This window comes from Streptomyces sp. HUAS ZL42 (genome assembly GCF_040782645.1).
GTDB lineage: Bacteria > Actinomycetota > Actinomycetes > Streptomycetales > Streptomycetaceae > Streptomyces.
This window is the reverse complement of the sequence record NZ_CP160403.1, coordinates 771,922-798,320: the sequence shown is the minus strand read 5'-3', so window position 1 is coordinate 798,320 and position 26,399 is coordinate 771,922. Positions and strand designations below refer to the sequence as shown.

Annotated in this window: 24 protein-coding genes and 2 pseudogenes; 16 read left to right on the top strand and 10 right to left on the bottom strand. The window is 69.9% G+C overall.

Going from position 1 to position 26,399, the window contains the following annotated elements:
* The first annotated feature begins 305 nt into the window (after nucleotides 1–305).
* Both ABZO29_RS03800 and ABZO29_RS03795 read left to right on the top strand, forming a co-directional pair.
* Nucleotides 306–2,195, top strand: a complete 1,890-nt coding sequence (locus ABZO29_RS03800) for an NAD-binding protein (protein WP_367326035.1) — start codon at nucleotides 306–308, stop codon at nucleotides 2,193–2,195.
* Nucleotides 2,196–2,402: 207 nt separating this feature from the next.
* Nucleotides 2,403–3,465, top strand: a pseudogene (locus ABZO29_RS03795) (PucR family transcriptional regulator).
* Nucleotides 3,466–3,888: 423 nt separating this feature from the next.
* Here the strand turns inward: ABZO29_RS03795 and ABZO29_RS03790 are convergent.
* From ABZO29_RS03790 to ABZO29_RS03765, 6 genes are all read right to left on the bottom strand, one after another.
* Nucleotides 3,889–4,188, bottom strand: a complete 300-nt coding sequence (locus ABZO29_RS03790) for a hypothetical protein (protein ID WP_367318683.1) — start codon at nucleotides 4,186–4,188, stop codon at nucleotides 3,889–3,891.
* A gap of 31 nt (nucleotides 4,189–4,219) precedes the next feature.
* A complete protein-coding gene (locus ABZO29_RS03785; RefSeq protein ID WP_367318682.1) occupies nucleotides 4,220–5,518 on the bottom strand; it encodes an SLC13 family permease in 1,299 nt (432 codons plus the stop codon).
* Nucleotides 5,515–5,931: a CBS domain-containing protein gene (locus ABZO29_RS03780; RefSeq protein ID WP_367318681.1), complete on the bottom strand. Its 417-nt coding sequence runs from the start codon at nucleotides 5,929–5,931 to the stop codon at nucleotides 5,515–5,517. The genes ABZO29_RS03785 and ABZO29_RS03780 overlap by 4 nt, the downstream gene beginning before the upstream one ends.
* Nucleotides 5,918–7,156, bottom strand: coding sequence for a cation:proton antiporter (locus ABZO29_RS03775; RefSeq protein WP_367318680.1), 1,239 nt, complete (start codon nucleotides 7,154–7,156; stop codon nucleotides 5,918–5,920). Before ABZO29_RS03775 ends, ABZO29_RS03780 begins: the two co-directional genes overlap by 14 nt.
* A 1,723-nt stretch (nucleotides 7,157–8,879) precedes the next feature.
* Nucleotides 8,880–10,637, bottom strand: coding sequence for an NlpC/P60 family protein (locus tag ABZO29_RS03770; protein WP_367318679.1), 1,758 nt, complete (start codon nucleotides 10,635–10,637; stop codon nucleotides 8,880–8,882).
* 517 nt (nucleotides 10,638–11,154) lie between these two features.
* Nucleotides 11,155–12,402 carry a MalY/PatB family protein gene (locus ABZO29_RS03765; protein WP_367318678.1) on the bottom strand — a complete coding sequence of 416 codons (1,248 nt, stop codon included), beginning with the start codon at nucleotides 12,400–12,402 and terminating at the stop codon, nucleotides 11,155–11,157.
* A gap of 81 nt (nucleotides 12,403–12,483) precedes the next feature.
* Between ABZO29_RS03765 and ABZO29_RS03760 the strand changes: the two genes are divergently transcribed.
* Together ABZO29_RS03760 and ABZO29_RS03755 are read left to right on the top strand one after the other, a co-directional pair.
* Nucleotides 12,484–12,969, top strand: a complete 486-nt coding sequence (locus ABZO29_RS03760; protein WP_367318677.1) for an Lrp/AsnC family transcriptional regulator — start codon at nucleotides 12,484–12,486, stop codon at nucleotides 12,967–12,969.
* 306 nt (nucleotides 12,970–13,275) lie between these two features.
* Nucleotides 13,276–13,434 (top strand): annotated as a pseudogene (locus ABZO29_RS03755) (gamma-aminobutyraldehyde dehydrogenase); the annotation flags it as partial.
* Nucleotides 13,435–13,851: 417 nt separating this feature from the next.
* On the opposite strand, the gene ABZO29_RS03750 reads toward ABZO29_RS03755, so the two are convergent.
* The 4 genes from ABZO29_RS03750 to ABZO29_RS03735 form a co-directional block, all read right to left on the bottom strand.
* Entirely contained in the window at nucleotides 13,852–14,346 is a 495-nt protein-coding gene (locus tag ABZO29_RS03750) for a DUF4396 domain-containing protein (protein ID WP_367318676.1), read from the bottom strand.
* Nucleotides 14,347–14,519: 173 nt separating this feature from the next.
* Nucleotides 14,520–14,816, bottom strand: a complete 297-nt coding sequence (locus ABZO29_RS03745; RefSeq protein ID WP_367318675.1) for a hypothetical protein — start codon at nucleotides 14,814–14,816, stop codon at nucleotides 14,520–14,522.
* Between the two features lie 426 nt (nucleotides 14,817–15,242).
* Nucleotides 15,243–15,575, bottom strand: a complete 333-nt coding sequence (locus ABZO29_RS03740) for a metal-sensitive transcriptional regulator (protein ID WP_367318674.1) — start codon at nucleotides 15,573–15,575, stop codon at nucleotides 15,243–15,245.
* Nucleotides 15,572–18,385 (bottom strand): heavy metal translocating P-type ATPase, encoded by a 2,814-nt coding sequence (locus ABZO29_RS03735; RefSeq protein WP_367318673.1) that lies wholly within the window; start codon nucleotides 18,383–18,385, stop codon nucleotides 15,572–15,574. The genes ABZO29_RS03740 and ABZO29_RS03735 overlap by 4 nt, the downstream gene beginning before the upstream one ends.
* 203 nt (nucleotides 18,386–18,588) lie before the next feature.
* On the opposite strand from ABZO29_RS03735, the gene ABZO29_RS03730 reads away from it, so the two are divergent.
* The 12 genes from ABZO29_RS03730 to ABZO29_RS03675 all read left to right on the top strand — a co-directional run bounded on the left by ABZO29_RS03730 (nucleotide 18,589) and on the right by ABZO29_RS03675 (nucleotide 26,235).
* Nucleotides 18,589–18,858 carry an SHOCT domain-containing protein gene (locus tag ABZO29_RS03730; RefSeq protein WP_367318672.1) on the top strand — a complete coding sequence of 90 codons (270 nt, stop codon included), beginning with the start codon at nucleotides 18,589–18,591 and terminating at the stop codon, nucleotides 18,856–18,858.
* A gap of 53 nt (nucleotides 18,859–18,911) precedes the next feature.
* Nucleotides 18,912–19,166: a DUF2933 domain-containing protein gene (locus ABZO29_RS03725; protein WP_367318671.1), complete on the top strand. Its 255-nt coding sequence runs from the start codon at nucleotides 18,912–18,914 to the stop codon at nucleotides 19,164–19,166.
* Nucleotides 19,167–19,195: 29 nt separating this feature from the next.
* The gene (locus tag ABZO29_RS03720) at nucleotides 19,196–19,477 is read left to right on the top strand and encodes a hypothetical protein (protein ID WP_367318670.1); all 282 of its coding nucleotides are present in this window, start codon (nucleotides 19,196–19,198) and stop codon (nucleotides 19,475–19,477) included.
* Entirely contained in the window at nucleotides 19,470–20,177 is a 708-nt protein-coding gene (locus tag ABZO29_RS03715; protein ID WP_367318669.1) for an isoprenylcysteine carboxylmethyltransferase family protein, read from the top strand. The genes ABZO29_RS03720 and ABZO29_RS03715 overlap by 8 nt, the downstream gene beginning before the upstream one ends.
* 7 nt (nucleotides 20,178–20,184) lie before the next feature.
* Complete coding sequence (locus ABZO29_RS03710) at nucleotides 20,185–20,496, top strand: hypothetical protein (RefSeq protein WP_367318668.1); 312 nt, start codon at nucleotides 20,185–20,187, stop codon at nucleotides 20,494–20,496.
* Nucleotides 20,493–21,224: an ATP-binding cassette domain-containing protein gene (locus tag ABZO29_RS03705; protein ID WP_367318667.1), complete on the top strand. Its 732-nt coding sequence runs from the start codon at nucleotides 20,493–20,495 to the stop codon at nucleotides 21,222–21,224. Before ABZO29_RS03710 ends, ABZO29_RS03705 begins: the two co-directional genes overlap by 4 nt.
* On the top strand, nucleotides 21,221–22,714 hold the full coding sequence (locus ABZO29_RS03700; RefSeq protein ID WP_367318666.1) for an ABC transporter permease: 1,494 nt from the start codon (nucleotides 21,221–21,223) through the stop codon (nucleotides 22,712–22,714). The genes ABZO29_RS03705 and ABZO29_RS03700 overlap by 4 nt, the downstream gene beginning before the upstream one ends.
* Nucleotides 22,715–22,877: 163 nt before the next feature.
* Nucleotides 22,878–23,279: a cupredoxin domain-containing protein gene (locus ABZO29_RS03695; protein ID WP_367318665.1), complete on the top strand. Its 402-nt coding sequence runs from the start codon at nucleotides 22,878–22,880 to the stop codon at nucleotides 23,277–23,279.
* A gap of 81 nt (nucleotides 23,280–23,360) precedes the next feature.
* Nucleotides 23,361–24,032, top strand: coding sequence for a class I SAM-dependent methyltransferase (locus tag ABZO29_RS03690; RefSeq protein WP_367318664.1), 672 nt, complete (start codon nucleotides 23,361–23,363; stop codon nucleotides 24,030–24,032).
* 210 nt (nucleotides 24,033–24,242) lie between these two features.
* Nucleotides 24,243–24,872: a hypothetical protein gene (locus ABZO29_RS03685; RefSeq protein WP_367318663.1), complete on the top strand. Its 630-nt coding sequence runs from the start codon at nucleotides 24,243–24,245 to the stop codon at nucleotides 24,870–24,872.
* Nucleotides 24,869–25,954, top strand: coding sequence for a cytochrome b N-terminal domain-containing protein (locus tag ABZO29_RS03680; protein ID WP_367318662.1), 1,086 nt, complete (start codon nucleotides 24,869–24,871; stop codon nucleotides 25,952–25,954). The genes ABZO29_RS03685 and ABZO29_RS03680 overlap by 4 nt, the downstream gene beginning before the upstream one ends.
* Nucleotides 25,954–26,235 carry a hypothetical protein gene (locus ABZO29_RS03675; RefSeq protein ID WP_367318661.1) on the top strand — a complete coding sequence of 94 codons (282 nt, stop codon included), beginning with the start codon at nucleotides 25,954–25,956 and terminating at the stop codon, nucleotides 26,233–26,235. Before ABZO29_RS03680 ends, ABZO29_RS03675 begins: the two co-directional genes overlap by 1 nt.
* Nucleotides 26,236–26,399: the final 164 nt, after the last annotated feature.

Below are 26,399 nucleotides of genomic sequence, written 5' to 3'. Positions count from 1 at the left end.
GGCCGACCGAGCCGGCTGTGATCACTCGGCTCATGCGCCATGATCAGTCCCAGTCACGGCCGTGTGCGCTTTGCTGTCGCTGAGTCGTTGATACCGGCATCGGGGGAGGGAGAAGGGGTGGGCCAACTCGTATACGGCGCCGCAGGAGATGGCCGCCGGACACTACACGCTCCGGCGGACGGGGGTCCGTCTCGCGGTCAGGGTGGCCAGGGCGGACAATGGCGCAGCGGGGGAAGGAGGTGCGCACGATGAGGCGCGTGCCCTCGATTCCCGACCAGGCCCGGCACCCGGCGCTGCCGGGCCACATGGTGGTGTGCGGCGACGACGCCCTCGCCGAGCGCCTGGCCGCTGAACTGCGGGAGCTGTACCGCATGCGGGTCACTGTCGTCGTACCGTCGCTGCCCGGTGCGGCCGACACCGGGAACGGCACGGAGGGACGGGCACGGGCAGCGGCGCTGCTCGCCCGGATGCAGGCGGTCGTCAACCGGGCCGCCGACTCGGAGGCCACACGGGGCGTCCGCGTTCTTCAGGCGCCGCTCCTCGACGAGGAGACGCTCGCCGAGGCCGGTATCGCGCGCGCCGACGCACTCGCCCTCGTCCATGACGACGACGAGACCAACATCCGCGCCGCGCTCGCGGCCCGCCGCCTCAACCCTCGCCTACGCCTGGTCATCCGGCTCTACGACCGCAAACTCGGCCAACACCTCGCGGACCTGCTGGACCAGGCCGCCGTGGTCGGCTCACCCGGCCTCGACCCGGCCGCCCTGGACACCTCCACCACCGTCCTGTCCGACGCCGACACCGCGGCCCCCGCCCTGGTGGCGACGGCCGTCGCGGGCACCAGCAAGGTCGTGCAGGCGGACGGCCTGCTGCTGCGAGCCGTCGAGCGCACCCCACCCGGACGCGGCGAGGTCGCCGACCCCGGCCTGTGCACGCTCGCCCTGCTCTCCTCCACCGCCAACGACCCGGCGGGCACGGAGGGGTCGGACGCCAGCGGTCAGGACGGGCCGCTGCTGCTGCCGGACGACCGTACCGTCGCTGCTGCCGTCGGCCGTGGCACCGTCGTCCTGGAGACCGTCACGCACGACGGCCCCGAGCGCGTCCCGAGCCGTGGCCTGCCGCTCGGCTCGCTCTTCTCTCGCCGCCTGCGCTGGTCCCTGGCGGGGCTCGTGCTGAGTGTCCTGGGCCTGGCGGTGGCGACCTGGCTGACCACCGGCGACCATCCTCTGCACGCCGTCTACCTCACCCTCCTCGACCTCTTCGCCATCGGCGACCCTGCCCTCGGCGATCCCATAGCCCGCCAGGTCCTCCAACTCCTGTCCGGCTTGACGGGCCTGCTCCTGCTACCCGTTCTGCTCGCCGCCGTACTGGAAGTGCTCGGCACCTTCCGCACCGCCTCCGCCCTGCGCCGCCCGCCGCGCGGCCTGTCCGGCCACGTCGTCCTGCTGGGCCTTGGCAAGGTCGGCACCCGTGTCCTGGCCCGGCTGTGCGAACTCGGCATCCCCGTGGTGTGTGTGGAGGAGGACCCCGAGGCGCGCGGCATCCCGCTCGCCCGCCGCCTGCACGTGCCCACCGTGCTCGGCGACGTCACCCAGGAAGGTGTCCTGGAGGCCGCGAAGATCCACCGCGCCCACGCGCTGCTGGCCGTCACCAGCGGCGACACCACCAACCTCGAAGCCGCCCTCTACGCCCGCTCCGTGGAGCCCGGCCTGCGCGTGTCGCTGCGCCTGTACGACGACGCCTTCGCCACCGCCGTCTATCGCACCCTGCGTGCCGCCCACCCCCGGGCCCTCACCCGCAGTCGCAGCGTCTCCACTCTCGCCGCCCCCGCGTTCGCCGGCGCGATGATGGGCCGCCGGATCCTCGGCGCCATCCCCGTCGAGCGCAGAGTCCTCGTGTTCGCCGCACTCGACGTGGCGGGGCATCCGCAGCTGGAGGGCCGCACGGTCGCGGAGTCGTTCCGCCCCGGTGCGTGGCGCGTCCTGGCCATCGACTCGACCGACCCGGACGAACGGCTGCCGGACCTCGCGGCGTCACCGTCGGTCGACGGTAGCGAGCACATCGGCGGCCTCCTCTGGGACCTGCACCCCGGCTACGTCCTCCGCCCGCAGGACCGCGTGGTCCTCGCCGCCACCCGCCAGGGCCTCGCCGAACTCCTGGCAACTCACCCGCGGACCCGCCCACGTGCCACGTGAGCATCGCCGCGCACGATGAACACCACCGTGTACGCGCCTGGGCTGTCCTGGTGTGACGCACGCCCACCTCCTGCCGTAGGCCGACGATTCGGGGCCAATTGGTGCTGAGGCGTAGTAGGCAGGGCCGGGCCGCGTGGGGCACGATCGTTCGTCGCACTGATGGACGGGGGGTCTGCCACTCTTTTCCGGCGTGCGGGGGGGGGCCGGGTGACCGGGCGTGAGGTACCCGACGAGTATCTGGAGGGGTATGCCCAGGTACTGGCCGAGGCGTGTGTGACAGGCCGGCGCCTCACGCGGGAAGAGTTGGAGTCCCTGCGCACCTGGGGAGAGCACGCTGCCGAAGTCGGCCTCGGGCTGCGGGCCCTCGTCCGCCGGTATTTGTCCGTGACCCGGGAGAGCTGGCCCACCCTCTCGTCCATGGAAGCCGATTGCCTGCTCGCCGTCGTCGAGCAGGCGATCGAGGCCTTCGCCGAAGGCCATGAACGGGCGCTGAGGCTCGCCGTACGGCAGGAGGAAGGCGTACGGCGGGAGTTCATCGACGACCTGCTCTACGGCCGCAGCGACCTCGGGCGCCTGGCCGAGCGAGCCGAACGCTTCGGGTTGCTCCTCTCCCGGGCCCACGCGGTCGCCGTCGCCCAGGGCAGCAAGCCGGTGGAGGACATGCATCCGGCGACCCGGCACGTGGAGAGCGCTGTGATCAGCAGATTCGGTGAGCGGAGCATCCTGCTCACCACCAAGGACGGGCGGCTGGTCTGCATTGCCCCCGGAGAACAGGACGAGGTCCTGGCGTTCTTCGCCAAACAGGCGCACGCGGCCACCGATGGAAGCCAGGTCGCCATAGGACGCCCCCACCCGGGCGCCGGTGGAGTTGGCCACTCTTACGAAGAGGCCCTCAACGCCCTGGATCTGGCCGACCGGCTGCACATTGACGAGCCGGTGCTGCGCGCCGCCGACCTTCTCGTCTACCCGGTGCCGACCCGCGACCAGGCAGGCCATGGCCGACCTCGTGCGCAATACGCTGGGCCCGCTGCAGTCCGCGCGCGGCGGCGCCCGGCCGCTCGTCGACACACTCACCGCATACTTCGATGCGGGGTGTGTCGCGGCCGAGGCGGCCCGTCGCCTGAGTCTGAGCGTGCGTGCCTTCACCTACCGCCTGGAGCGCATCCACAAACTCACCGGCGCCAACCCGGCCGACTCCGTCCACCGTTACACCCTGCAGACTGCGGTGATCGGCGCCCGGCTCCTGTGCTGGCCGGACAACGACGTGTGACCTGGCGTCCTGCATGGCGTCGCCCGCCGTCCTGTGGGGACTCCGCCAGTACCTGGCCTTGCGTCGCCTCGCGCAGCACGAAAGCACGCCGGCGTGGGCGTCATCGGCTGGTCGGCGGTGCGTGCGCGTACGTGGTTGCCGAGTTACGGAGGCAGTCAGGGCACGATTATGCCGAGAACGGTCCGTGACCGGGAGGTGGGTAACCCGCAGCATTGGCTCATGGCAAACGGAGGCGGCCGCTACGCGGAGTATTCGCGACACGTGGCGCCGCGCCCGAGCTCTCCACCATCTCGGCGGGGCGGGGATCGGCCGCCTGGATGACCGAGACGTGAAGCGCTGACGACAGCGAGCCGACGGAGGCCAGCCGAAACACGGACCCGAAGTTCGCCCCAAGGCACGACTCGCAGCCTGCGACCCGCCAGTTCAATGACGTCCACCGCTCCGGCTCTCCCCCTTGTCCGCTTCCTGCCCGGTGGACAGGTGGACGACGTGGGCGACGAGTGCCCCGGCCAGTACGGCCCACGCCACGGAAGCGATCCCGGCTGCGCGCCAGCCGCCGACGCAGAGAAGCACCGCCACGGTTGCTCCCGCAGTCATCGGCCGGCGGCGGGCAGCGAAGCACCACTGTCGGCGTGCGCTTCCGGGGTGGCGCATCTCCACCAGCGCGGTTCGGATGATCAGTAAGGCGGCCACGGTCACGGGTGCCACCAGCGATGTGTCCATGTGCGGACCTCCTTCCGGACCGGACGGCCGTTCAGGCGAGCGCGAAGTAGCGCAGCCACACATAGCCGAGGGCGATGGCCACGGTGACGGCGGTGACGACCATGCCGTACTTGGTGAACTGCCAGAAGGAGATGGGCTGGCGGTTGCGTTCGGCGATGCCGAGGACGACGACGTTGGCGCTGGCGCCGATGGCGGTGGCGTTGCCGCCCAGGTCGGCACCGAGGGCGAGAGCCCACCACATGACGTGGTCGCTGCCGCCACCCATGTTCTGGACGAGGTCGCTGGTGATGGGGGCCATGGTGGCGACGTACGGAATGTTGTCGACGATGCCGGAGAGGACGGCGGAGGCGCTCAACAGCGTCATGGAGCCGCCGAGTTCGTTGTCACCGATCGTATCGGCCAGTTGCTTGGAGATCTCACCGATCACGCCGGTCTCGATCAGACCGCCGATCATGATGAACAGGCCGGCGAAGAAGGCCAACGTGGGCCACTCCACCTCCTTCAGCACATCACCGGTCTCCGCCGAGGAGACGGCGATGAGCAGTCCGGCACCCAGGAGGGCGACAACGCTGGGTTCGTAGTGCAGTACCGGGTGCAGGACGAAGCCCGCCACGACCAGCGCGAGCACGATCAGGCCCTGGACGAGGAGCCGGGGATCGCGAATGGCTTCGCGTTCCTCCAGCGCCATGATCTCGGCGGCGCGGTCCTCGTCGTAGATGAAGGACTTGCGGAACATTACGCGGCACATCAGGACGAGGACGACGAGCAGGACCGCCGAGATCGGGGCAAGGTGGACCAGGAAGTCGTTGAAGGTCAACCCGGCCCGGCTGGCGATGATGATGTTGGGCGGGTCGCCGACGAGAGTCGCGGTGCCGCCGATGTTCGAGGCCATGACCTCGGCGACGAGGAAGGGGGTGGCCGGGAGTGCCAGGCGCTCGCACACCAGCAGTGTGACGGGTGCGATGAGCAGCACCGTCGTCACGTTGTCCAGCAGCGCCGATGCGACCGCCGTGATGACGACGAGCATGGCCATGACCCGGAAGGGTTTGGCCCGTGCCCGCTTCACGGACCAGATCGCCAGGTACTCGAACATGCCGGTCTTCTTCAGCACGCCGACGATCATCATCATGCCCATGAGCAGGAAGATGACGTTCCAGTCGACGCCGCTGTGCTCGGAGTAGAAGGCCGACTTGTCGTCGGTCGCGCCGATCGCCAGCATGAGGGCCGCGCCGCCCAGTGCCACGGCGACGCGGTGGATCTTCTCGCTGATGATCAGGGCGTACGCGCCGACGAAGACGACGACGGCTGCCCAGCTGTGCCAGTCGTTCACGATCCTCCGATGATGTGCTCCAACAGCGCGGTCGCAGTGACCGCGCCGATCAACGACGTCCTGTCGCCATTGGGTTCGACGACCGCGACGATCGGGGTGTCCTTGCGGGCCATCAGCCCGGCGATCTGGGAAGGCGGAGCGTCCGGGCCGACGACCGCGGGTGTGACACGGCCGCTCGCCTCCTCTTCGAAGTGATCGTCGACCACGATGGTAGGAATCGGCCCCTCCCGCATGTACCAGGGCGACAGGGCGCCGATCACGCGAGCGGACGGCACGACTGCGTACGGATAGTCGTCTCGGTCGAGGACCAGCAGTGCGGGCAACTGTGCCCGCACGAGCAGGCGGGCGGCGTCGCGCACGTCGTCGTCCGTGGACACGGTGGGGTAAGGACCGGCCAGATCACGTGCACGCATCGGCGGGGGTCTCCTTGGGCCGTGCGTCGGTGTCCTCGCGGCCGGCCGGGATGCCGGCCAGCTCGTCGACGTCGAAGGCGCGGGCGATCGGCACGTCCGTCGAGCTGTGCGCGATGATCGAGAAGGCGATGCACACCGCTATCAGCGTGAACGCCGCCTCGGCCTGCGGAATGCCGGACTGCAGCACCAGTAGTCCGTAGACCACCGAGGCGAAGCCCTTTGGGCCGAACCAGGCCGCCACCAGCTTCTCCTTGCGCGAGAGGCTGGTGCCGATCAGCGACAGCAGCAGCGAGGCCGGCCGGATCAGCATGATCGCCAGGATCACCGCCACGTAGCCGCCGAACGACAGGTCGCCGAACAGTTGCGGGGTCAGCAGCGCGCCGAACACCAGTAGCGCCGCGAACTTCGCCAGCTCCGCCAGCGCCTCGCCCAGTGGTTCGAAGGACTCCTTCGCTTCCGGGGACACGTGCACCAGCGCTGCGCCCGCCGAGAACGCCGCCAGGTACGGGTTGGCGTGAGTGAGGTGGCACACCGCGTACAGGATGATCCCGGTGGCCAGGGGCAGGAGCGGCTGCAGCTTCGGCTCGGCGCCCAGCAGGTGGAAGCGCACCAGCGCGTTGACCAGCAGCGGCAGTGCGACACCGAAGACGAGGCCGAGCAGCAGTTCCAGGACGATCTTTCCCGGCGATGCAGCACTGTCGGCCGTCGGACCGGCGGCCGTGATCAGGATGAGCACGACCGGGAGGGCGAGCCCGTCGTTGATGCCGCTCTCCACGTTCAGCAACTGCCTCAGCTTCGCCGGCACTTCCCTGCGTCCGACGATCGCCGAGGCGAACACCGGGTCGGTCGGCGCCAGGACCGCTCCGACCAGGAACGAGGTCGTCCAGTCCAGGCCCACCAGGAAGTGCGTGATCAGGGCCATGAAGACGAACGCCAGCGGCATGCCCAGGCCGAGGGCACGGGCGGGGTTCTTCCAGTTGGCCCGCAGCTTGGGCAGCGACACGTGCATGCCGTCGGTGAACAGCACCGCGAACAGCGCCAGATCGGCCGTCACGGAGACGATCTCGCTGTCCGGCGTGATGTGGATCAGTCCGAGGAACCCATCGCTGACCAGGGCTCCGCCGACCAGGAAGAGGAAGGAGGTGGAGAGCACCGTCCGTGCCGCCAGACCTGACAACAGCACCGCCACCAGCAGCGCGGCACCGAACACCGCTACGAGCACCATGGCGGACCCCGATCGGAGAGAGATTGATCCCTTGCTCGCCGACCAGGCTTCCCGGCACACCGGGGGGAACCCTACCTGTCCTTGACGCGTTTTCGACAGATCACTAATAGGCGCAAAGGGCTCCGCGGCATTGCCAGATCCCGGCAATGGTGATGACGGGGATGCAGTCGAGGCTCGAAGACCTAGATCGGCTCGACCGTCAGCCGCCCGGGCGGCGGGTGCAGCGACCTGTGCCTACGCTGATGCTCAGGTGTGCCGGGAAGCCTGGTCGGCAGTCGGCCGCCCTCTGCCCTGCAGCCCCGGATGCCAGACCCTTCTCCGGCACGGCAACACCACAGGCACTACATGCTGCTGAGTGCGGGAAGCGGTTGGGAATGCTCTCGAAGCGGAACGGTGTTCTTCATGGCGCTGTGCGCCGCCCGGACGCACGGCACGTGCGTAATCGCCATACACGCAGGATTCCAAGCCGGGCCACCCTCGAAGGACTGGGGCTGCTCCGCGTCTTCCAGGGCACGCTCGACTTGCTCCTCGCGCATCCCGTGCCCCGAGCCCGCCTGATCCTTCAGCGGTTTGGGGCCCTGATGGCCGGAGCATGCGGCATCGCCGCCACAGTGTGGATCGCGATGCCGGCCATCCAGGAGAGTGCAGACCTGACCTCCATCAGTCCGGCCGAGTTCCCGGCGCAGTGCGTCAACCTGGCTTTGCTGGCCGTGGCGTTCGGCGCACTCGCCATGGGCCTTGGCGCCGCCACCGGCCGTCGGGCCGTCGTCTTCGCAGCCACTGCGGGCATCGGCGTCCTCACCTACGCCGCTCACACCTTCGCCGACCAGCTCGGCGCCGACAATCGAACCCGACGAGGAGCGTCCCCTGCGGGAACTGCTGGATGGGGTGAAGGGCGACGGGGAAGACCAAGGCTTCTCGGGGGTGTTCGTTTCTTTCTCTGCCGCTGGTCCTGCCGCTGTCTGCGTGACCGCTTGCCGGCTGGCCGAGCAGCATCTGCATCCGCGCATTGCCACGCGGTTGCTGACCGGGGTGGCGGTGAACGGCTGGGGCGGAGCACCGTCTTCACCTCCGTACGAGCCGTCGCGGGCGCCCGTGCCGCAGATGCTCACCGTGCAGGTCGACCAGAGCGGGCGGGTGACCCAGGTGGACGTGACGCGCGGCCCGACCCACCTGCTGCTCGCGGCGGCTGCGGTCGGCGCCGGGCAGGCCGAGAAGGCGGTGCGGGACGGGATGTCGGCGCAGGCCCGGCTCCTTGGCGGTCGGCTGAGGGCGGGCCCCGGTTCAAGGTCGCCACGCTCGAGGCCGTGGAAGGAGCGGCACATGGCGGCCCGTGGCTGGGGACGCGTCGACCGACGGGACGCCCCAGGCCGCCGACCCGCTGCTGTCCGGCACGGTGGAACTGTGGCAGGTGGAGGCGGTGGACGGGCGGGTGTACGAAGATGCGGGGGATGCCAGTGCCCGCCGGCCGAACAGTCAGCAGACCTGCCCGCCAGGCACGCGATCACCCGTGATCGTGCCGCCCAGCCCAGCCCAGCCCGGCTCGGGTCGTGGCGCGGGCGGGCGGCAGCGGCAGCGGGAAGGCCGAAGCGGAAGTGAGTCTGCTTCGGCTGGCGGGAAACGCCCGACTGGCGGTCTGGTGTCTCGTACAGTGGGAAACCGGTCTCCCTGATACGGCGATGCACCGCACCCGCCGTTCCTCGATACGGAGGAGGTGCGCGGATCAGAAGCGGCGGATCACCCGCAGCTTGTCCGTGTAGAGGTCGCTAGCCGTACCGTCGATGATCGACTTCCCGCCGACGTCGGCCATGGTCGGCCCGTTGGGTGTCTTGCGGCTGGAGACGAAGCGGCGCTTGCCGTGCTGATCCGTGCCCAGGTAGATGCCGGTGTGGGAGACGGCACCGTCGTCGGGGTCGTTCCAGAAGAGCACGTCGCCGATCCGCAGTGCGTCGAGCGGGGGCGGTGCGTCGGTGGCCTGGGCCACGACGATGCCTGGACTGGAGGCGGCCTGCCACTGCGACCTGCGCGGCAGGTAGCGGCGCTCCGAGTCCTCCGCGAGGCCCATGGGAACGCCCAGGTGGTAGCCGTAGACCATCCGGACGAAGCCTGAGCAGTCGAGGTTCCTCAGCCACTTCGGGTCCGGGGTCGCGGTGACGCTCTCGCCGCTGGGGAAGGTCCACTGGAGCCCCATGTACTCGTGGAAGTCGGCCCCCACCTCGCGCAGTCCGGAAGCCAGCAGTTGGCTATACCCGGACTCGCCGAGCACCTGGGCGTTCTGGCGCGCGGGGTCGGTGACGGCCGGCGCGAACGGCCGGTACATCGAGGAGTACGCGAGGGCGTCGGGCGAGGTGTCGCCCGCCCATGCTCGGATCCGCTGCTCCACGGCGGCCGTCCACGTGCCGTCGAAGAGCTCCGGGAGGACCCGTACCCACGTGTCGTGGGTGACGACCGGCGGGTCGGTCCAGGTCGCTGTGTCGATCCGGAAGTCGTAGACCCTCGCCTGCGGAAGCACCGTGGAACCGGTGGAGGCGAGGCCCCGGACCCCGAGCGTGCCCGAGCGGAAGACAGCGTCCGGGGCCTTCTCCGGGTCGCACACATTGTGGTGCCACACGGTCGTGGGCTCGTCGTCCACGCCCGACGTGACGTGCCGCCAGGCACGGGCGCGCAGGACGTCACCGGCCTTCTCGACCCGGACCCACCAGTGGTCGTACGCCTTGAAGCCGGTACCGACTGTGACGGCCGCGCTCAAGGTGGTCGACGCGTCGGCGAGCTCTTTCTCGAGGACGAGTTGGACGTCTCCCGCCGGGGTGACGATCAGCCGCGCCCGGTAGTGGTTGTTGACGTCCTGGGCGGCGAAGACGAGGCCGAGGGAGACGGGCGCCCCGACGGGCAGCTTGTCGAACGAGAACCGGGCGGCGGCGTAGACGTCGCCGATGCCGTGATCGGGAAGCAGTGAGTAGCGGCTCTTGCCGGCGGCGAGCGTGATGGCGGCCCGGCCGCTCTCGACGAAGTAGTCCGCGTCGACGCCGTTGTGGTGGGACCAGGTTCCGCCGCCGGGCGACGCGCCCCAGCCGCCGGCGGGCGGGGTCCGGTCGAACGCGTCCCGGACCGCCTTCTTCTGCTCGGTGAACCAGCGCCGCGCCCCCCGCAGCGTCACTGTCCGTGCCCCCGTGGTGAGCGTCGCGAGCACGCCCGTGTCGTCCGAGACCTCCAGGCCGCCAGCGATGGTACGGGTGGTCAGCGCCCCGGCCGGGTGCGGGGCATAGTGCCACGGGTCGGTCGGGTCGATCAGAACCGGGACCCGGAAGCCGGGCGCCTGCGCGACGGGCTCGGCCGACCCCGTCGTCGCCGTCGGAAGGGCCGTCGGGGCGGCGGCGTTCGCGGTCGGCGCCGCGGCGATCGGCAGGGCGCTGCCCGCCGCCGCTGCGGCCAGGGCGGTGAAAGCCGCTCTGCGGCTCAGTGAGAAGTTCGATGCGGACATGCCAGGGTTCCCCCGTACGGATGGCGCGTGAGCGGACGTTCGTGCGAGGAGGGACATTACCCAGCTCCTCGGTCCGGCCTGCGGCCGACGCCCCAGCCGTTCCACCTCCTCAAGCGGTACCTCTCATCGGTCCCGGAGCGAACGACGGCAACGTGTTCTGTTGCCGGATGGCGCAAACGCTGAACACCTCGGTCCGGGCTTCGACCGCGACCCAGCAGTCCACCCTTGGCTTGGCCGGATCCGGCCTCGATGTCGGCCAGTGGTAGGGCACGGTCCTCACGTACGGTTCGCGCGGAGACGTCGTGAACGTCGCATACGCCCCGAGCCCTTGACGGACGGCAGCGAGCACTTACGGGCAGTGCCGCATCCAGCCGTGGCGGTTACACGACACCGCCGCGTCCCGGATGGCTTCCGGGACGCGGCGGTCGGTCGTGTTACAGCGTGCTTCAACGGCGGATGTAATGACGGTGTCTCCTCGGCGGGTTGGATCAGTGGGCTTCATCAGCTCTTTGCTCGCTCACAGATCCTCGACGGCCGTGGTCAGCCGCCGGATCGCCTCGTCGACGGTGGAGCGCGGGCAGCCCAGGTTCACGCGCATATAGCCGTGACCCTCGATCCCGAACTTCTGGCCCTTGTCCAGCCACAGACGCGCCTTGGTGAGCATGAACTTGTCGAGGGAAGCCGCGTCCATGCCGAGACCCGTGCAGTCCATCCACGCCAGGTAGAGGGAATCGGCGGGCAGTACGCGCACCTTGGAGGTGGCGCTGTTGACCGCCTGCGCGAAGTGGGCGTGGTTGCCGCGCAGATAGGCGAGCTGTTCTTCGAGCCAGGGCTCACCGTGGGTGTACGCCGCCTCGGCTGCGACCATGCCCAGCACGTTGACCAGGGGGAACAGGTTGCGTTCGTACTGCCGGGCCAGTTCCTCGCGCAACCTGCGGTTGGGCACGAAGAGATTCGCGCTCTGGAGCCCCGGGAGGTTGAACGTCTTGCTCGGGGCCGTGCAGGTGATGCTGTTCTGTGCGAACTCCTCGCCGAGGGAGGCGAACGGGACGTGCTTCTTGTCCGGGTTGATGATCAGGTCCTGGTGGATCTCGTCGGAGACGACCAGGACGCCGTGCCGGGCGCAGATCTCGCCCATTGTCGCCAGCTCTTCCTCCGACCAGACGTTCCCGGTCGGGTTGTGGGGGTGGCTCAGGATGAACAGCTTGGTGTCCGGCCGGATGGCGGCCTCGAACGTCCTGGCGTGGAACCGGTAGCCGTCCTCGGTGCGCTCCAGCGGGGCGAATGCGAGGTGGCGCCCGTTGAGCAGGACGTCGTTGTGGAAGTGCGCGTACACGGGTGGCTGGATCAGGACCGAGTCGCCCGGCGCGGAGAAGGCCTGCACCGCGGTCTTGAGGGAGGTGATGATGCCGGCGGTCTGCAGTACCCACTCCTGCGGTATCTCCCAGCCGAACCGCCGGGCCTGCCAGCCGGTCACGGCGTCGAGGTAGCTCTCGGTCGCGCCTCCGGGGTACCCGAAGACGCCGTGGTCCACGGCTTCGTGGAGGGCGTCGAGCACGGCCCGGGGCGCCTTGAAGTCGGTGTCGGCGACCCACATCGGCAGCGGGTCGGCCGCGATCTCGTCCGGGGTGAGGAAGTCCTTGGCGAAGGACCACTTCATGGAGTTCGAGCTACGGCGGTCGACGACCTCGTCGAAGACCGAACCCTGAGAGCTGCCCATGGAGTCCGCTTGATTCGTGTCGAGGAAGGTGGTTTCGCAAGCCATGGCGGGATGCTAGCCACGATGAGCGGCAAAAAGTTCGCGAACTTTGCCTGAAATTCAGCTTGTGGAGCTAACATTTGAGACATGGACGCCATGGATCGCCAGATTGTTGCCCTGCTGCAGGCGGAGGGGCGAATTACCCTCACGGAACTCTCCGATCGGGTCCGGCTCAGCGTGTCCCGATGCCAGCGCCGCGTCCGGGAGCTGGAGGCGGAAGGTGTGATCCGCGGCTACAGCGCTCTTGTCGACGGCGCGGCACTGGGATACGGCTTCGAGGTCCTGCTCTTCGCCACCCTCAGCCGCCCCGACGCGGTGGACGAATTCGACGAGGCACTGGCCGGGGTTCCCGAGGTCGTCGAGGCCCAGCGGCTGTTCGGCGAACCGGACTACCTCATCCGCGTGGTCAGCGCCGACCTGCCCGCCTACCAGCACCTCTACGAGAGCGTCCTCATCCGGCTCCCAGGCGTCCGTGGGCTCAACTCGACCATCGTCATGAAGAACGTGGTCAGCCCCCGCCCGTACCCCGACCGGGCCCCGCGCGAGCGGTCGGCGAAGGGATCGGCTGTGTGACAGCGGTCCACGGAACACGCAGACTGCGAGGCACGGGCCGGAACCGGCAGCGGTTGGAGCGGACGACACCCGGGAATCTCCTCGAGCGTCGCTGCCTGCGCGCAGGGGGGACCTCGGCCCGTCGTTCCGGCGCCAGGAAGGAGAGCGGACTACCGCGCGTCCGCGTCAATAGATCGGGACTGGACGGCGGCCGTGATGGCCACACTCCGTCCGGCCGGCCGCAGCGCGACCTGCCACCCCGCGTCCCTGCACCAGCGGGCTGTCCGGTCATCATCGACGGGACCGGCCAGGCCGCCCCCTCGACGACTCCGCGAGATGCCGCACGGCTGCTACAAGGCATCCGGCTTCGGCAAGGACATGTCGGCCTACTCCTTCGACGAGTACACCAACATCAGGCACGTCATGACAGAGATCACGGGAGCACAGCACAAGCCCTGGCACGACGTCGTCTTCAGCAGCCGCTGATCACAGACAGCGGGTCCGTCGTACGAACAGTGCAGCCAGGGTGGTTGGGGTACTGACGGGCAGCGCAGAGGCAGCCGTCGAAGGGGCCTCGAAGACAACGCGTCTGCATTGGTCCTCTCCCGCGTTCGCCGAGCAGATCGCTGCTGCGTGGGTGTTGACGCAGATCGGCCTGGCCGGCCGGGCAGGAGTCCGCGTGGCGGTCGCGGTCGGCATCTGTGTGGCGCTCAAACGGGCCCTGTCCCTGGCCTCGTTCGCCTCGCTGAGCAGCCCGGAATCGCGGGCCCACTATGACGGGAAGCGCGCGGAAGGGAAAGTGAACCGTTCCGGGTTCGACAGGGACTCCGGACTGTCCCAGAGCGGTTCACCTCTGCTCGCGTGGAGACGGCTCAATTGTTCTTGCGCGGGTGCGGCTGCCAGTCAGTGGTAGGCCTGCACGACCGCGTGGCCCTTGCCGCGGCCGATCATCCACTTGTTGACCGGCGTGGTGATCAGGAAGGCGACCGCGAACCCGCCCAGCAGAGCGGACCAGAAGAGTCCGTCCGACAAGTGGGCGTCCATTGCCCCCGGCGTGAGGGCGATGATCGCGTTGTCGACGAGTTCCATGATGGCAATGGACACGGTGTCGGCGGCGAGCGCGACCCTGATTGCGGTCTTGAGGTCCAGGCCGGCTCGGCGGACCGCGAACAGGGTGAAGGAGTAGCCGAAGAGGAACGCGAGTCCGATCGCCAGGACCATGGTGGGCGCGTTGCCCCAGGCCAGTGCGGTGCCGATCACCATGCCGAGGATCTCGCCGATGGCGCAGCCGGTCAGGCAGTGCAGCGTCGCCTTCGCCGCCGTTCCCCAGGACGCCCCCGTGACCGCGTGGGTGGCGTGGTCGTGTGCGCTGCTGGTGTGGTGAGCGGTGTGGTCCATGGCCTCTTCCCCTTCTCATCCAGTGTGGCCCGTCCCGAGCCCCATATTCGTGACGATATACCCCCATGGGGTATCTCTCCAGCGGTGCGCCATCATCGCGGGCGGCGGGCGGAATTGATTCAGGAGTTCCGGGCTGGAGGATCTGGACCGCTCTGGGGTGCGGATTGGGGCGGTCAGTGCACGTGCGGGGCCCTGCCGTCTTTGGCTTGCCGTGCGGTCAGTCCGACCGCGGCGCTCGCGGCCGCCGCGAGGGTGCAGACGGTGAAGGCTTTCGTGAAGCCGCCGACGGAGCCGGACTCGATTCCCGAAGCGGCGAGCGTGGAGACGACTGCCACGCCGATTGAACCACCCACTTGAACCACCCACTTCGTGGAAGGAGGCCACGGCGGAACCGGGCAGCAGGCCCGCATGCACGCTGCTTCGGCGGGCAGCCGGGTCGGCGGCACGGGTCCGACGGCCGCGATCGCCATGCCGCCCACGGTGACGGCACGGCTGCCGATCCGGCCGACGAGCCGGGAGGCGAGGTGGGCTCCGAGGCCGATCGCACCAGGCCGGTCTTCAGCGGACTGAAGCCCCGGACATGTTGGAGGTGGACCGAGCCGAGGAAGAAGTAGGCAATCAGCAGCGCGGTGGCGAGCATCAGTTGCTGGCTTGGAACAGCAGCCAGAGCCGTACGTGCTCGGTCCCAGTGGCCGACAGCGGATGCTGGCCGCCCACCGAGCCACGGTGCACCGCCTCACGGCGCGCGGGCCGAGCGGTTACCGCGGGGTGCCGCCACCCGGGCACGCGCGGGCGGGCCGGCGAACAGGGCGCCGTTCGTGGTGGGTGACGCCACGGAGCTGCCCCGTTCGTTGCCGTCATGTCCGCCTTCGGCGTGAGGCCCACCATTGCGGTGGCTACAAGCGCAGCGCGCGGCGCAGGGTGTCGGTGAGTTCTGCGAACTTCTCCTCCGCGTGGGCGCGGTCGGTGCGGGCGGCGTTGGTGACGCAGCCGCGCACGTGGTCGTCGAGGAGGCCGAGGGCGACTTCCTGCAGTGCGCGGCCGGCGGCGCTGATCTGGGTGAGGACGTCGATGCAGTAGCGGTCGTCGGTGACCATGCGTGAGATGCCGCGTATCTGGCCTTCGATCTTGTTCAGGCGTGCGAGATGGTCGGCCTTGTGGTCGGCGTAACCGGGTGCCTGGTGGTGCTGCCCGTGAGCGTCGTGGGGGGCGGCGGGAGTGGCGGTCATCGGCGTTCGCCTCCCTCACGCGTACCGCCGGACGGCGGGGCGGCGTAGCGGTCTGGGTCGGCGTCGAACGTGGCCGCACAGTGGGCGGAGCAGAAGTAGTAGGTGCCATGCTCGGTGTGCCGGTGCTCGGCGGCGGTCGTCTTGTCCACCTGCATGCCGCACACCGGGTCCGCGACCATGCCGTCGCTGTCGCTCTGGGAGGCGGAGCGGTGGCCCGCATGGCCCCCTGTGGTTGTCGTGCTGCCCGACGACGCTCGGTCGGCGGTGGACTCGACCCGGGGCTGGACGCGGGCAGGCCGGGCTTCGGGCAGTGGCTGGGTGTGCCAGCGGCGCAGCCGGGAGGCGTTGGTGACGACCGACAGGGAGCTGAGCGCCATGGCCGCGGCGGCGATGATCGGGCTGAGGCGGATGCCCCACAGCGGGTACAGGGCGCCGGCGGCGAGCGGGACGCCGACGGCGTTGTAGACCAGGGCGAAGAACAGGTTCTGCCGGATGTTGCGCATCGTCGCCCGCGACAGCCGGATCGCGGTGACGACACCGCCGAGCGAGCCGGAGATCAGGGTGATGTCGGCGGCTTCGATGGCGACGTCGGTGCCGGTGCCGATGGCCATTCCGATGTCCGCGGCGGCCAGGGCGGGCGCGTCGTTGATGCCGTCACCGACCATGCCGACGCTGCGGCCCTCGCCCTGCAGACGGCGGATCTCGTCGGCCTTGTGCTCGGGCAGCACCTCGGCCAGCACCCGGCTGACACCGACCTGAGCGGCGATCGCGGCGGCAGTGCGGGCGTTGTCACCGGTGAGCATGACGACCTCGACGCCAAGACGCTGCAGAGCGGCGATGGCGGCGGCGGAGTCGTCCTTGACGGTGTCGGCGACGGCGAGCACACCGGCGGGACGTCCGTCCACCGCGGCGAGGACGGGCGTCTTGCCCTCGGCGGAGAGCGCGCCCGCGACGGGGGTGAGCCCGGTGGTGTCGATGCCGACATCGCCCAGGAGCCGGGCGGTGCCGACCAGAACGGGGCGGCCGTCCACGGTGGCCTGGACGCCCTTGCCGGTGACCGAGTCGAAGCCGGTCGCGGCCGGCCAGTCCAGGCCACGCCCGCGGACGCCCGTGACGATGGCCTGAGCGAGGGGGTGTTCACTGTCGGCCTCGGCCGCCGCCACGAGACGGAGCAATTCGGTCTCGTCGAACCCGTCGGCGGGGCGGACGTCGGTCAGGACGGGTTTGCCCGCGGTCACGGTGCCGGTCTTGTCCAGCACGACGGTGTCCAGCTTGTGCGCGGTCTCCAGGGCTTCCGCGGAGCGGATCAGGATGCCCGCCTGGGCGCCCTTGCCGGTGCCGACCATCACCGAGAGCGGAGTGGCAAGCCCGAGCGCGCACGGGCAGGCGATGATCAGCACCGCGACCGCGGACACCAGCGCCAGGGTCAGCGCGGGGGAGGGGCCCACGGTGAACCAGAGGGCGAAGGTGCCGATGGCGATGGCGATGACCGCGGGCACGAAGTACGCCGACACCGCGTCGGCGAGCCGCTGGATGGGGGCCTTGGACGCCTGGGCCTGCTGCACGAGGCGGATGATCTGGGCGAGCATCGTGTCCGCGCCGACCTTGGCCGCGCGTACCCGCAGGGACCCGGTGCCGTTGACGGTGGCGCCGATGACCGTGTCCCCGGTGCGCTTCGTGACGGGCATCGGCTCGCCGGTGACCATGGACTCGTCGACTGCGGAGGAGCCGGAGAGGACTTCGGAGTCGACGGGGATCTTCTCGCCGGGCCGGATGACGATCTCGTCTCCGACCACGACGTCCTCGATGGGGATCTCGGTCTCGGTTCCGTCCCGGACGACGCGGGCGGTGCGGGCCTGCAGGCCCAGCAGGGCACGGATGGCCTCGCCGGTGCCGGCCTTCGCGCGGGCCTCCAGCAGCCGCCCGAGCAGGATCAGGGTCAGGATCACGCCGACGGCCTCGAAATAGACCTCCCGTACGTCCTCCGGAAGCAGACCGGGGGCGAGGGTGACCAGCAGGCTGTATCCGTAGGCGGCACTCGTACCCAGTGTGATCAGGGAGTTCATGTCGGCTGCGCGGTGGCGCAAGGTCAGCCAGCCCGTGACGTGGATCGGCCATCCGGTGTAGAACATCACCGGCGTGATCAGGGCCAGCTGCAGCCAGTGGTTCAGCATCCACCCGGGCACCCAGTCCGCGCCGAAGACTTCGCTCGCCATGACGGCGAACAGCACCGGGGCGGTGAGCACCGCGCCCGTCAGCACCCGGCGGGTGAGGTCCTTGATCTCCGTTTGCCGCTCGACGGCGTCCGCGGCCTCCGCTTCGGCCGCCGTCCGCCCCTCGTCCGCCGACGGGGGCCCGCCGGTTGGAGCAGCGGGTGCGGGGGGCGTGGCGGCCGGGGTGTCGGCGCCGTCCGGAATGGGCGGTGCGATGCCTTCCGGGGGCTCGACGAGGAGCGTGCCGTGGATCATGTTCATGCCGCAGGCGAAGCCGAAGGAACCCGGCCGGTCGGGGGTCAGCCGCACGGTGGTGCGGGTGTGGGCGGGCAGGCCCGCGCCGACCTTGAGATCCGGGAAGACCACTCGGGAGGTGCACTCGCCGGCCTCCTGCCGGTCGAAGACCAGCTCCACCGGCGTGCCCTGGCGGACCTTGATCACGTCGGGGCTGTAGCCGCCCCGTACCGTCACCTCCACCCGCTGCACGCCACCCTCCAGCCGGGCGGCACCGGCCCGGCGAGGCCCGAAGAAGTACCAGCCCAGCAGAGCGACCAGCACGGCCGAGGCCAGGATCACCATGACATCGACGCCACCCATGGCCTTCTCGCTTCCCTCGGCGGTTCACTCTCCAGCCTGCGCTCGGGTACCCCTGCCGGGTAGGGGCTGAACGGCCCACTGGTCCTGGACCGTCCGGCCCCAGACCGCCGCACCCGGCAGAGAGACGATGCAGGTGAAGGCGAGAAAAGCCTGGGAGCCATCCCGGCCCCCGGTCGCCGACCAGCCGAAGCAGGTGAGTGGCGATGATGTTCTGGTATGACCGCGACGTCAGCGGATGGGGCTGGTTCGCGATGTCGGCCGGCATGATCCTGTTCTGGGCGCTGATCATCACAGTCGCAGTACTGCTCTTCCGTGCCCTCAACAGCCCCCACGAGCACACGCACACCCCCGCCGCGCCCACGTCCACTCCCGAGGACATTCTTCGCGAGCGGTTGGCGCGCGGTGAGATCGACGAGGAGGAATACCGGCGCCGCCTGAGCACGCTGCACGCCGGCCCTCTCACCAAAACCTGAACCCCGGCCGCCCCCGGCTGTGGCCCGCAGCCCTCCGCTGAAGGAGGCCCGTCATGAACGACAAGCGGAACTACGGCATGTACGCGCTCGCTGCCGCGATCGTCGTGGTCGGCGCCCTGATCGTCGGTGCGTCCCTGGAAAGCCTGGTCTGGCTCGCCCTGGTAGCCGCCTGCCCGCTGATGATGTTCTTCATGATGCGCGGTATGCACGGCCAGGACATGCACGGCGGACGTGATCAACATCGCGACGACCGGGACGAAGATCCACTGCGCAAGCACGACCACCATGCAGGGCCCGGTCGGGGCTGACCGGCCCGGGCCCGCTGGGGGTGAGTGCCATGGCGGCTGTGATCGCATCGCTGGCCGGGGCGCTGATCCTGGCAGGCATCGTCTACGACACCGCCCGCCTGATCACCCCCGACGAGCCGCGCCGTCCGCCGCTGGCCCGCCTGCGCGGACGGCGTGCCTCGCTGGAGGAAGCGGAGCGGTGGCTGGTGGGTCTGCGCCTTCGCCACCGCATCGACACGGTCACCTACCAGCTACGCATGAGCGCCCTCGCCCGCGGACAGCGCCGCACCACCGCCGGACCGTCCAGGGCATGGGGAGGACGTCATGGCTGACGCGGCATACGGCCTATGGCCGCTCGTGGTCCTCAACACCCTGCTCTTCGTGGTGTTCGCTGCCGGCTTCTTTCACCCGAAAACGAAACGGGACTGGCGGGCGACGGGCGCCTACAGCGCCTTCATGGTTGCCCTGTTCACCGAGATGTACGGCACCCCGCTGACCATCTACCTGCTGGGCAGCTGGCTCGGCTCCCAGTTCCCACTGCTGAGGGACACCCATGCCGGCGGGCACCTGTGGAACGACCTGACCGGCTGGTCGGGCGATCCTCACCTGAGCCCCTTCCACCTGGCCGGCTACTTCGCCATCGGTACCGGGTTCTGGCTGATCGCTGCCGCGTGGAAGGTCCTGCACGAAGCCGCACAGAACGACCGGCTGGCCACGACCGGCCCCTGTGCCTGGGTGCGTCATCCGCAGTACGACGGCTTCCTGCTCATCATGATCGGGTTCCTGCTGCAGTGGCCCACCATCCCCACCCTGATCATGTTCCCGGTCCTGGTGTACGTGTACGTGAGGCCGGCCCGCAGCGAGGAACGAGAAGTCACAAGGCAGTTCGGCGAGCAGTGGACCGCCTACGCGGACAACACCCCCGCCTTCTGGCCCAAGCCGCCCCGCAAGGCACCGACTCCCCGCAAACCAGGCGCCTCCAGCACCCCCCGGTCAGCGCGCGAGACGGACACGCGAGTCACACGGAGGTGACTGGAGTATGGACGCCGTCACTTGGACGCTGCTCATCCTCGGGGACCTGGCCACCTCCGCGTGCGCGGTCCATCTCACCCGGAGCCACCATCGCAACCCCGCTGCACTGGTCCGTTCCCAGCACCGCACCGCCCTGATCCTTCTGGCCGCAGGCCTTGTCCCCCTTCCCGCTCTCCTGGCCGACGACGCCTCTGCCGCGGCCTGGGCAGTGTGGGGCGCGACCACCATCGCAGCTTCGCTGGTCTACGCCGTCGGGGACACCCTGCGCGACCTGCCGTCCCGCACGCGAACGGCGTCCGAGCCAGGGAGCCGGTCGTGAGTGGCGAGGAGCTGCGGGGAACGCGGACCAGCGGACCTTGGCAGGCAGACACGGCGCACGACGCCGTATCCGAACCCGCACGGGCAACCGTCTTCCGTACGGTGCTGGAGGCGGCCGGGATCGAGAAGACCTACCGGCGCGGCATATGGCCGGCCCGGCACCGGACGTCGGTGCTGCGCGGCGTCGACCTCACCTTGGCAGCCGGCGAAGTGGTCGGCATCGTCGGCGAGAACGGCTCGGGCAAGAGCACCCTGATGAAGATCCTGGTCGGGGCGCTGGCCGCCGACGCCGGTACGGTGACCCGCTCCGGACGGCTGGGCTACTGCCCGCAGGAACCGGTCGTCTACGAACGCCTCACCTGCGACGAACACTTCGAGTTGTTCGGCCGCGCCTACGCCATGACCGACGAGGCGGAACTGCGCTCGCGCCGGGAGATCTACGCGGCCCTCGGCTTCGAACGCTACGCGAGCACCCGCGCGGACCAACTCTCCGGCGGGACGCTGTCCAAGCTGAACCTGGGCCTGGCGCTGCTCGCGGACCCGGAGGTGCTGTTGCTGGACGAGCCGTACGCGGGCTTCGACTTCGACACCTACCTCAAGTTCTGGGACCTGGTCAGCGAACGCCGTCAGGCGGGACGCTCGGTTCTGATCATCAGTCACTTCGTCACCGATCAGGAGCGTTTCGACCGCATCGTGGAACTGCGGGACGGTCGGGCGGTGCCCCGATGACAGCCCTGCCGTGCACCCGCCGGTTCCTCATCGAGGCCGCTCGGACCCCGGTGAACCTGCTGGTGCTGATCCTGGTGCCAGTGGTGTTCGTGGTGGTGGCCGCGCGCCCGCTCGCGGATGCCGCCGAGCTGCTCGGCGGCACCGGCGGGCCCGCGGTCCAAGCCGCCACGGCCGGGTGGGCGGCGGGGTTCATCGCCGCGATCGCCATGTACTTCCAGCTGCGTGCCGCCCGCGCCGCCGACCGCCGCCTGGTCCTTGCCGGGCTGGCCACCCATCGCCTGGTGGCCGCGCGGATGGCCACCGGCCTCGTCCTGACCTTGGCGGCCACGGCTGCTGCCCTGATGGCTCTGCAGCTACGGGCCGGACTCGGTGACGCTCCAGGACGGGTGCTGGCCGGAACTCTGATGTACGCGCTGATCTACCTGGCCATCGGGGCGCTGATCGGCGCGACGGTGACCAGCCCGGTCAACGGCACCGTGCTGGTGCTGTTCGTATGGATCCTGGACGTCTTCTTCGGCCCCGTGATGGGCGCGGCCGACCGGGCGATGACACGGGTGCTGCCGACGCACTTCGTGACGCTGTGGATGGTGGACCTGCCCTCCGGCCACGGCGGCCGCATCGGCGACCTGGGCTGGGCCCTGGTCTGGGCCGCCGCAGCGGCCGCGGTCAGCTGGATGGTGATCAGCATGACCAGCCGTGTCGCCCGCCCACGCCACCACGCCCGGCCCGGCTCGACCACGGCCCAACTGGCCGCGGGCGTGCGGGCGGGGCTGCGGGAGGCCGGCCGCAACCGGGTGCTGTGGACGCTGCTCATCGCGGTGCCCGTCCTCTTCATCCTCCTCACCGTGGCCACCACCCCCGAGGAGCCAACGTCGCTGACCGTACGTGAGGGCGGCCGCACTCTCCTTCAGCAGGCCTGGCTGCCCGACATTCACGGCGGCACCATGGCGCCGATCGCCATCGCATCCCTGGCCACGCTCGCCGGGCTGTTCACCGTCCTGGATGCCCGCTCAGGTGACCAGCGACTTTCCCTCGCCGGATTCCGCCCCGCCGCCCTGCTCGCCTCCCGCCTGACCGTCGTGGTCCTCGCCGCGCTGCTGGCCACCGCCGCCTCCCTCGCCGTGACCGCCACCGTCTTCGACGCCCGCCAATGGGGCCTCTACATCGTTGCGAACGTCCTGATCGCCCTCACCTACGGCCTCATCGGCGTCCTGCTCGGCCCGCTGTTCGGCCGCGTCGGCGGAGTACTCGTAGCCTTCCTGGTGCCCTTCATCGACCTGGGCATCGAACAAAGCCCCATGCTCCGCCCCGACCCACCCGGCTGGGCACACGCCCTGCCCGGCTACGGCGCCACCCGCGTCCTGATCGACGCGGCCCTCACCCCCACCTTCGACGAAACCGGCCCCCTGCTCATCGCCCTCGCCTGGCTGACCGGACTCACCATCGCCGCAGCCGCCCTCTTCCGCCGCACCGCCACCACGCCCAGGTAACCCCTACTGCCGGACACACGACCCCACACCCCCATGGGTGAGCAGGCGAAGCAGACGGCGGTACGACCCACCCACGCACCGTCATCGAGAGCGAGCCTGAAGGCAACCGCCGAGTACCAACCAAGGCTGACCGCGCGGTCCCCGCCCGAAAGGCTCGCCCCGCATGACATTCACCCCACCGCACCGGGGTCGCACCGCTGCGGCCCTGGCGGGAGCCTGCACCCTGCTCGCCCTGGCCGGCTGCTCGAACGGCGGCGGCAACGGTCCGGGCACCACCAGTGCCCCACCCATCGCGACCAGCGCCGGCCCCGCCCCGGCGCGCATCGTGATCGAGAACTTCGCCTTCACCCCGGCGAACCTTCGCGTACACCCCGCAACGAAGATCACCGTCGTCAACCGCGACTCCGCCGCGCACACCGTGACCGCCACCGGGGACAAGACGTTCGACACCGGCAACATCGCAGGCAACGCAACCGCCACCTTCACGGCGCCGTCCGCACCGGGCAGCTACTCCTACATCTGCACCATCCACCCGAACATGAAAGGCACTCTCACTGTGGGCTGACACCCGGGCGGCGAGCCCCGCCGATCCTGGGCCATGTCCCACGACACTGTGAGCCCCGTAGAGAAGAGTTGGTGACAAGCGATGCCCCAGCAGATGAGGCCGTCCATCCCTTCGCGGCCGCTCTTCGCCCGCTTCTACAGCAAGGTCGCCGCGCCGGCTCTGGCGAAGGCGGGCGTCACGGAACACCGCAGGCGCCTGCTGGCGGGCCTGTCCGGCGAGGTCATCGAGATCGGCGCGGGCAACGGGCTGAACTTCCCGCACTACCCCGGCACGGTGACCCGGCTCCTTGCGATCGAACCCGAGCCCCACCTGCGTGAGCTGGCCGTCCACACCGCCCGCTCCGTTGCGGTTCCCGTTCAGCTGGTGGACGGACGCGCCGAGCAACTGCCCGCAGAGAACGCCTCGTTCGACGCGGCCGTGGTCTGCCTGACACTGTGCTCGGTCGCCGACCCGCACGCCGCGCTCGCCGAACTCCACCGGGTGCTGCGGCCGGGCGGACAACTCCGCTTCTTCGAACACGTACGCGCCGACTCGCCCGCGATGCGGCGCGTACAGCGGGTCCTGGACGCGACTGTCTGGCCCCTGCTGATGGGCGGCTGCCACGTCGGCCGCGACACCCAGGCCGCGATCGCCGAAGCCGGCTTCCGCCTCACCGAGATGGAGAGGTTCTCCTTCCCCGACACCCGACTGCCCTCGCCCGCCGCCACGCACATCCTCGGCACAGCCCAGCGCGAACCCCTGGGCGCAGCGTGATCACGCTGCCTCTGGGAGTGAGGTCGACGAGTCGGTCATCACCCTCGAGAGCTGCCGGTGGACAAGACGTCTGGCAGGCAGGCAGGTGGGGGAGGGGCGCGGCACATGGCCCCCTCCATGGGAGTGAATGAACCTGCGGGCCAGCGGGTCAGCGACAGTGGACCTTCATGGGCCGCCGCATACTCGGCACGTGCTGGTCAAAGCGGCGCAATGTCCTCAGTGGCCTGGAAGGCGATCGCCATGCGCAAGGAGTCACCCGGCACCCCGGTGCTGGTACGCGCCGCAGCTCGGACTCCTGGAGTCCTGCCGGTCGCGACCCTCGCCCTGCTGTTCCTTCCGAGCGTGGCCGAGGCACATGAGGGGGAGAGCGATGAGTCGGCGGTGCTGGTCGAGCAGGCCATCGCGCTGATCGCCAACGACGCGGACCGGGAGCAGGTGGCCGAGCGCATTCACGACGCCATGGAGGCGCCGCACAAGGAGGGCGTCGATCTGAAGCTTGCCGACCAGGCTCTCGACGTCGTCGAGCGTCCGGGTCCTGAAGAGGCATCCTTCCAGGAGGCCCGACGGCTTCTGCTGCGTTCGCTGGACGGCAAGCTGCCGTCCGCGCCGAAAGCCGGGAAGTTCGTCACGGGTACCGACACCGGGACGAGCGTGGTGCTGGACGAGTTCCGGCCCGCACGTGGCATCGCCGATTCGGGGGACGCCGCCCTGTTCGCGCTTGCCCTTGTTGCGGTGGCGGTCGGGCTGTGGCTGTCGGTGCGACTGCGCCCCCGCCACAGCATCCGGGAACTCGAGCGCCGCGCCGCCGCGGAAGATGACGGAGAGGGCAGGAAACGATGACCGCCGACTCGACCTCACCGACTCCCGCGCCCCCGGCGAGGGCGGGAGGGAGCGATCGCGGGTGGTTCCATCGCGCCGTCGACGCGATCGACGAACGCATGGGCATCAAGGCGCTGACGTATCCGGTGCCCGAGCACGCGAACAACCTGGCGTGGAGCCTGGGCGGCATCACAGTGGTGGCGTTCGTGATCCTCCTGGTCACCGGGATCTACATCACACAGTTCTACGCGCCGATCCCGGAGGACGCGAACCAGTCGGTACGTGACCTGGTGACCGATGTGTGGCTGGGAAACTTCGCCCGTAGCCTGCACTTCTGGGCCGCGCAGGCGATGTTCGTCCTGGCCCTGCTCCACCTGCTGCGGGTGTTCTTCCACGCCTCGTACAAGAAGCCGCGCGAGGGCAACTGGGTCGTCGGTGCGGCGATGTTCCTGCTGACGTTCCTGGCCGTGTTCACCGGCACGGTCCTGAAGTGGGACCAGGAGGGCTACGAGGCCCTGATCCACAACCTGGACGTGGCCGAACTGCTCGGCGGGGCCGGCATCTGGTTCACGGACGAGCTGACCGACCGGGTGTCCATCCTGCTGCGTCTGTTCAACGCCCACGTGGTGATCGTCCCCGGCCTGATTCTGCTGCTGTTCGTGTGGCACGCCCTGCTGATCAAACGGCACAGGATCTCTTCGCATCCCGAGATCCAGGTGCCCGCCGTCGAGTCGGCCGAGCCGTTCACCGTCCACCTCGGGCGCGTGGCCGCATTCGGGCTCGTCCTGCTCGGGGTGCTGTCGATGCTCGGCGTGCTGGTGCCGCCCGTCATCGGCCCGACCCCCGTCGACGGGATCGAGATCACCCGCCCGCTGTGGATGTTCTGGTGGTTCTTCCCGATGGAGGAATGGTTCGGGGTCGCCTCCATCGCATGGGTCATCGCGGGCGTCTTCGGACTGATCTTCCTCGTGCCGTTCCTGGACCGCAGCCCGAGACGCAGGTGGCGCGAGCGCAAGCTCGCCCTCGGCGCGGCCGCCGTGCTGCTGTTGGCGCTCGTCGCGATCACCATCGAGGTCTGGGTCGCCAACCCCAAGGGCCACTGATGAGCAACGCCGCCCCACGGCGCGCGCAACGCTGGTTCTGGGCTCTTTCCACCACGGCCGTCTGCGCGACGGGGGCCCTGTACGAGGGCCTGCGCGCCGCCCCAGGACCCGGCACGGGGCTGCTCGTCCTGATCAGCGCCCTGGTGCTGGCCGCCTGCACTGTCCAGGCGGCGCGGATCCTGGCCCTGCTCGCCGGCCGACCCCGCCCTCCAGGGTGGCGTCGCACCCCGTGGCGCCCATCAGGGACGCAACGTGGGAAACGAACGCGGAAGGAGGGATGACCGTGCCCCGCACCGCAGACGGGTCGGGCCCGTGCAGGGAGCGCATCACGGTTGTGCCCGATGCGCGCGGCCTGGCGTAGGCGTGGCAGCGGGACACCGCTGCCACGGTGCTGGGCGCCGACTCGGCGTACACACTCTCGGAGCCGCCGCGCCACGGCGGTGGC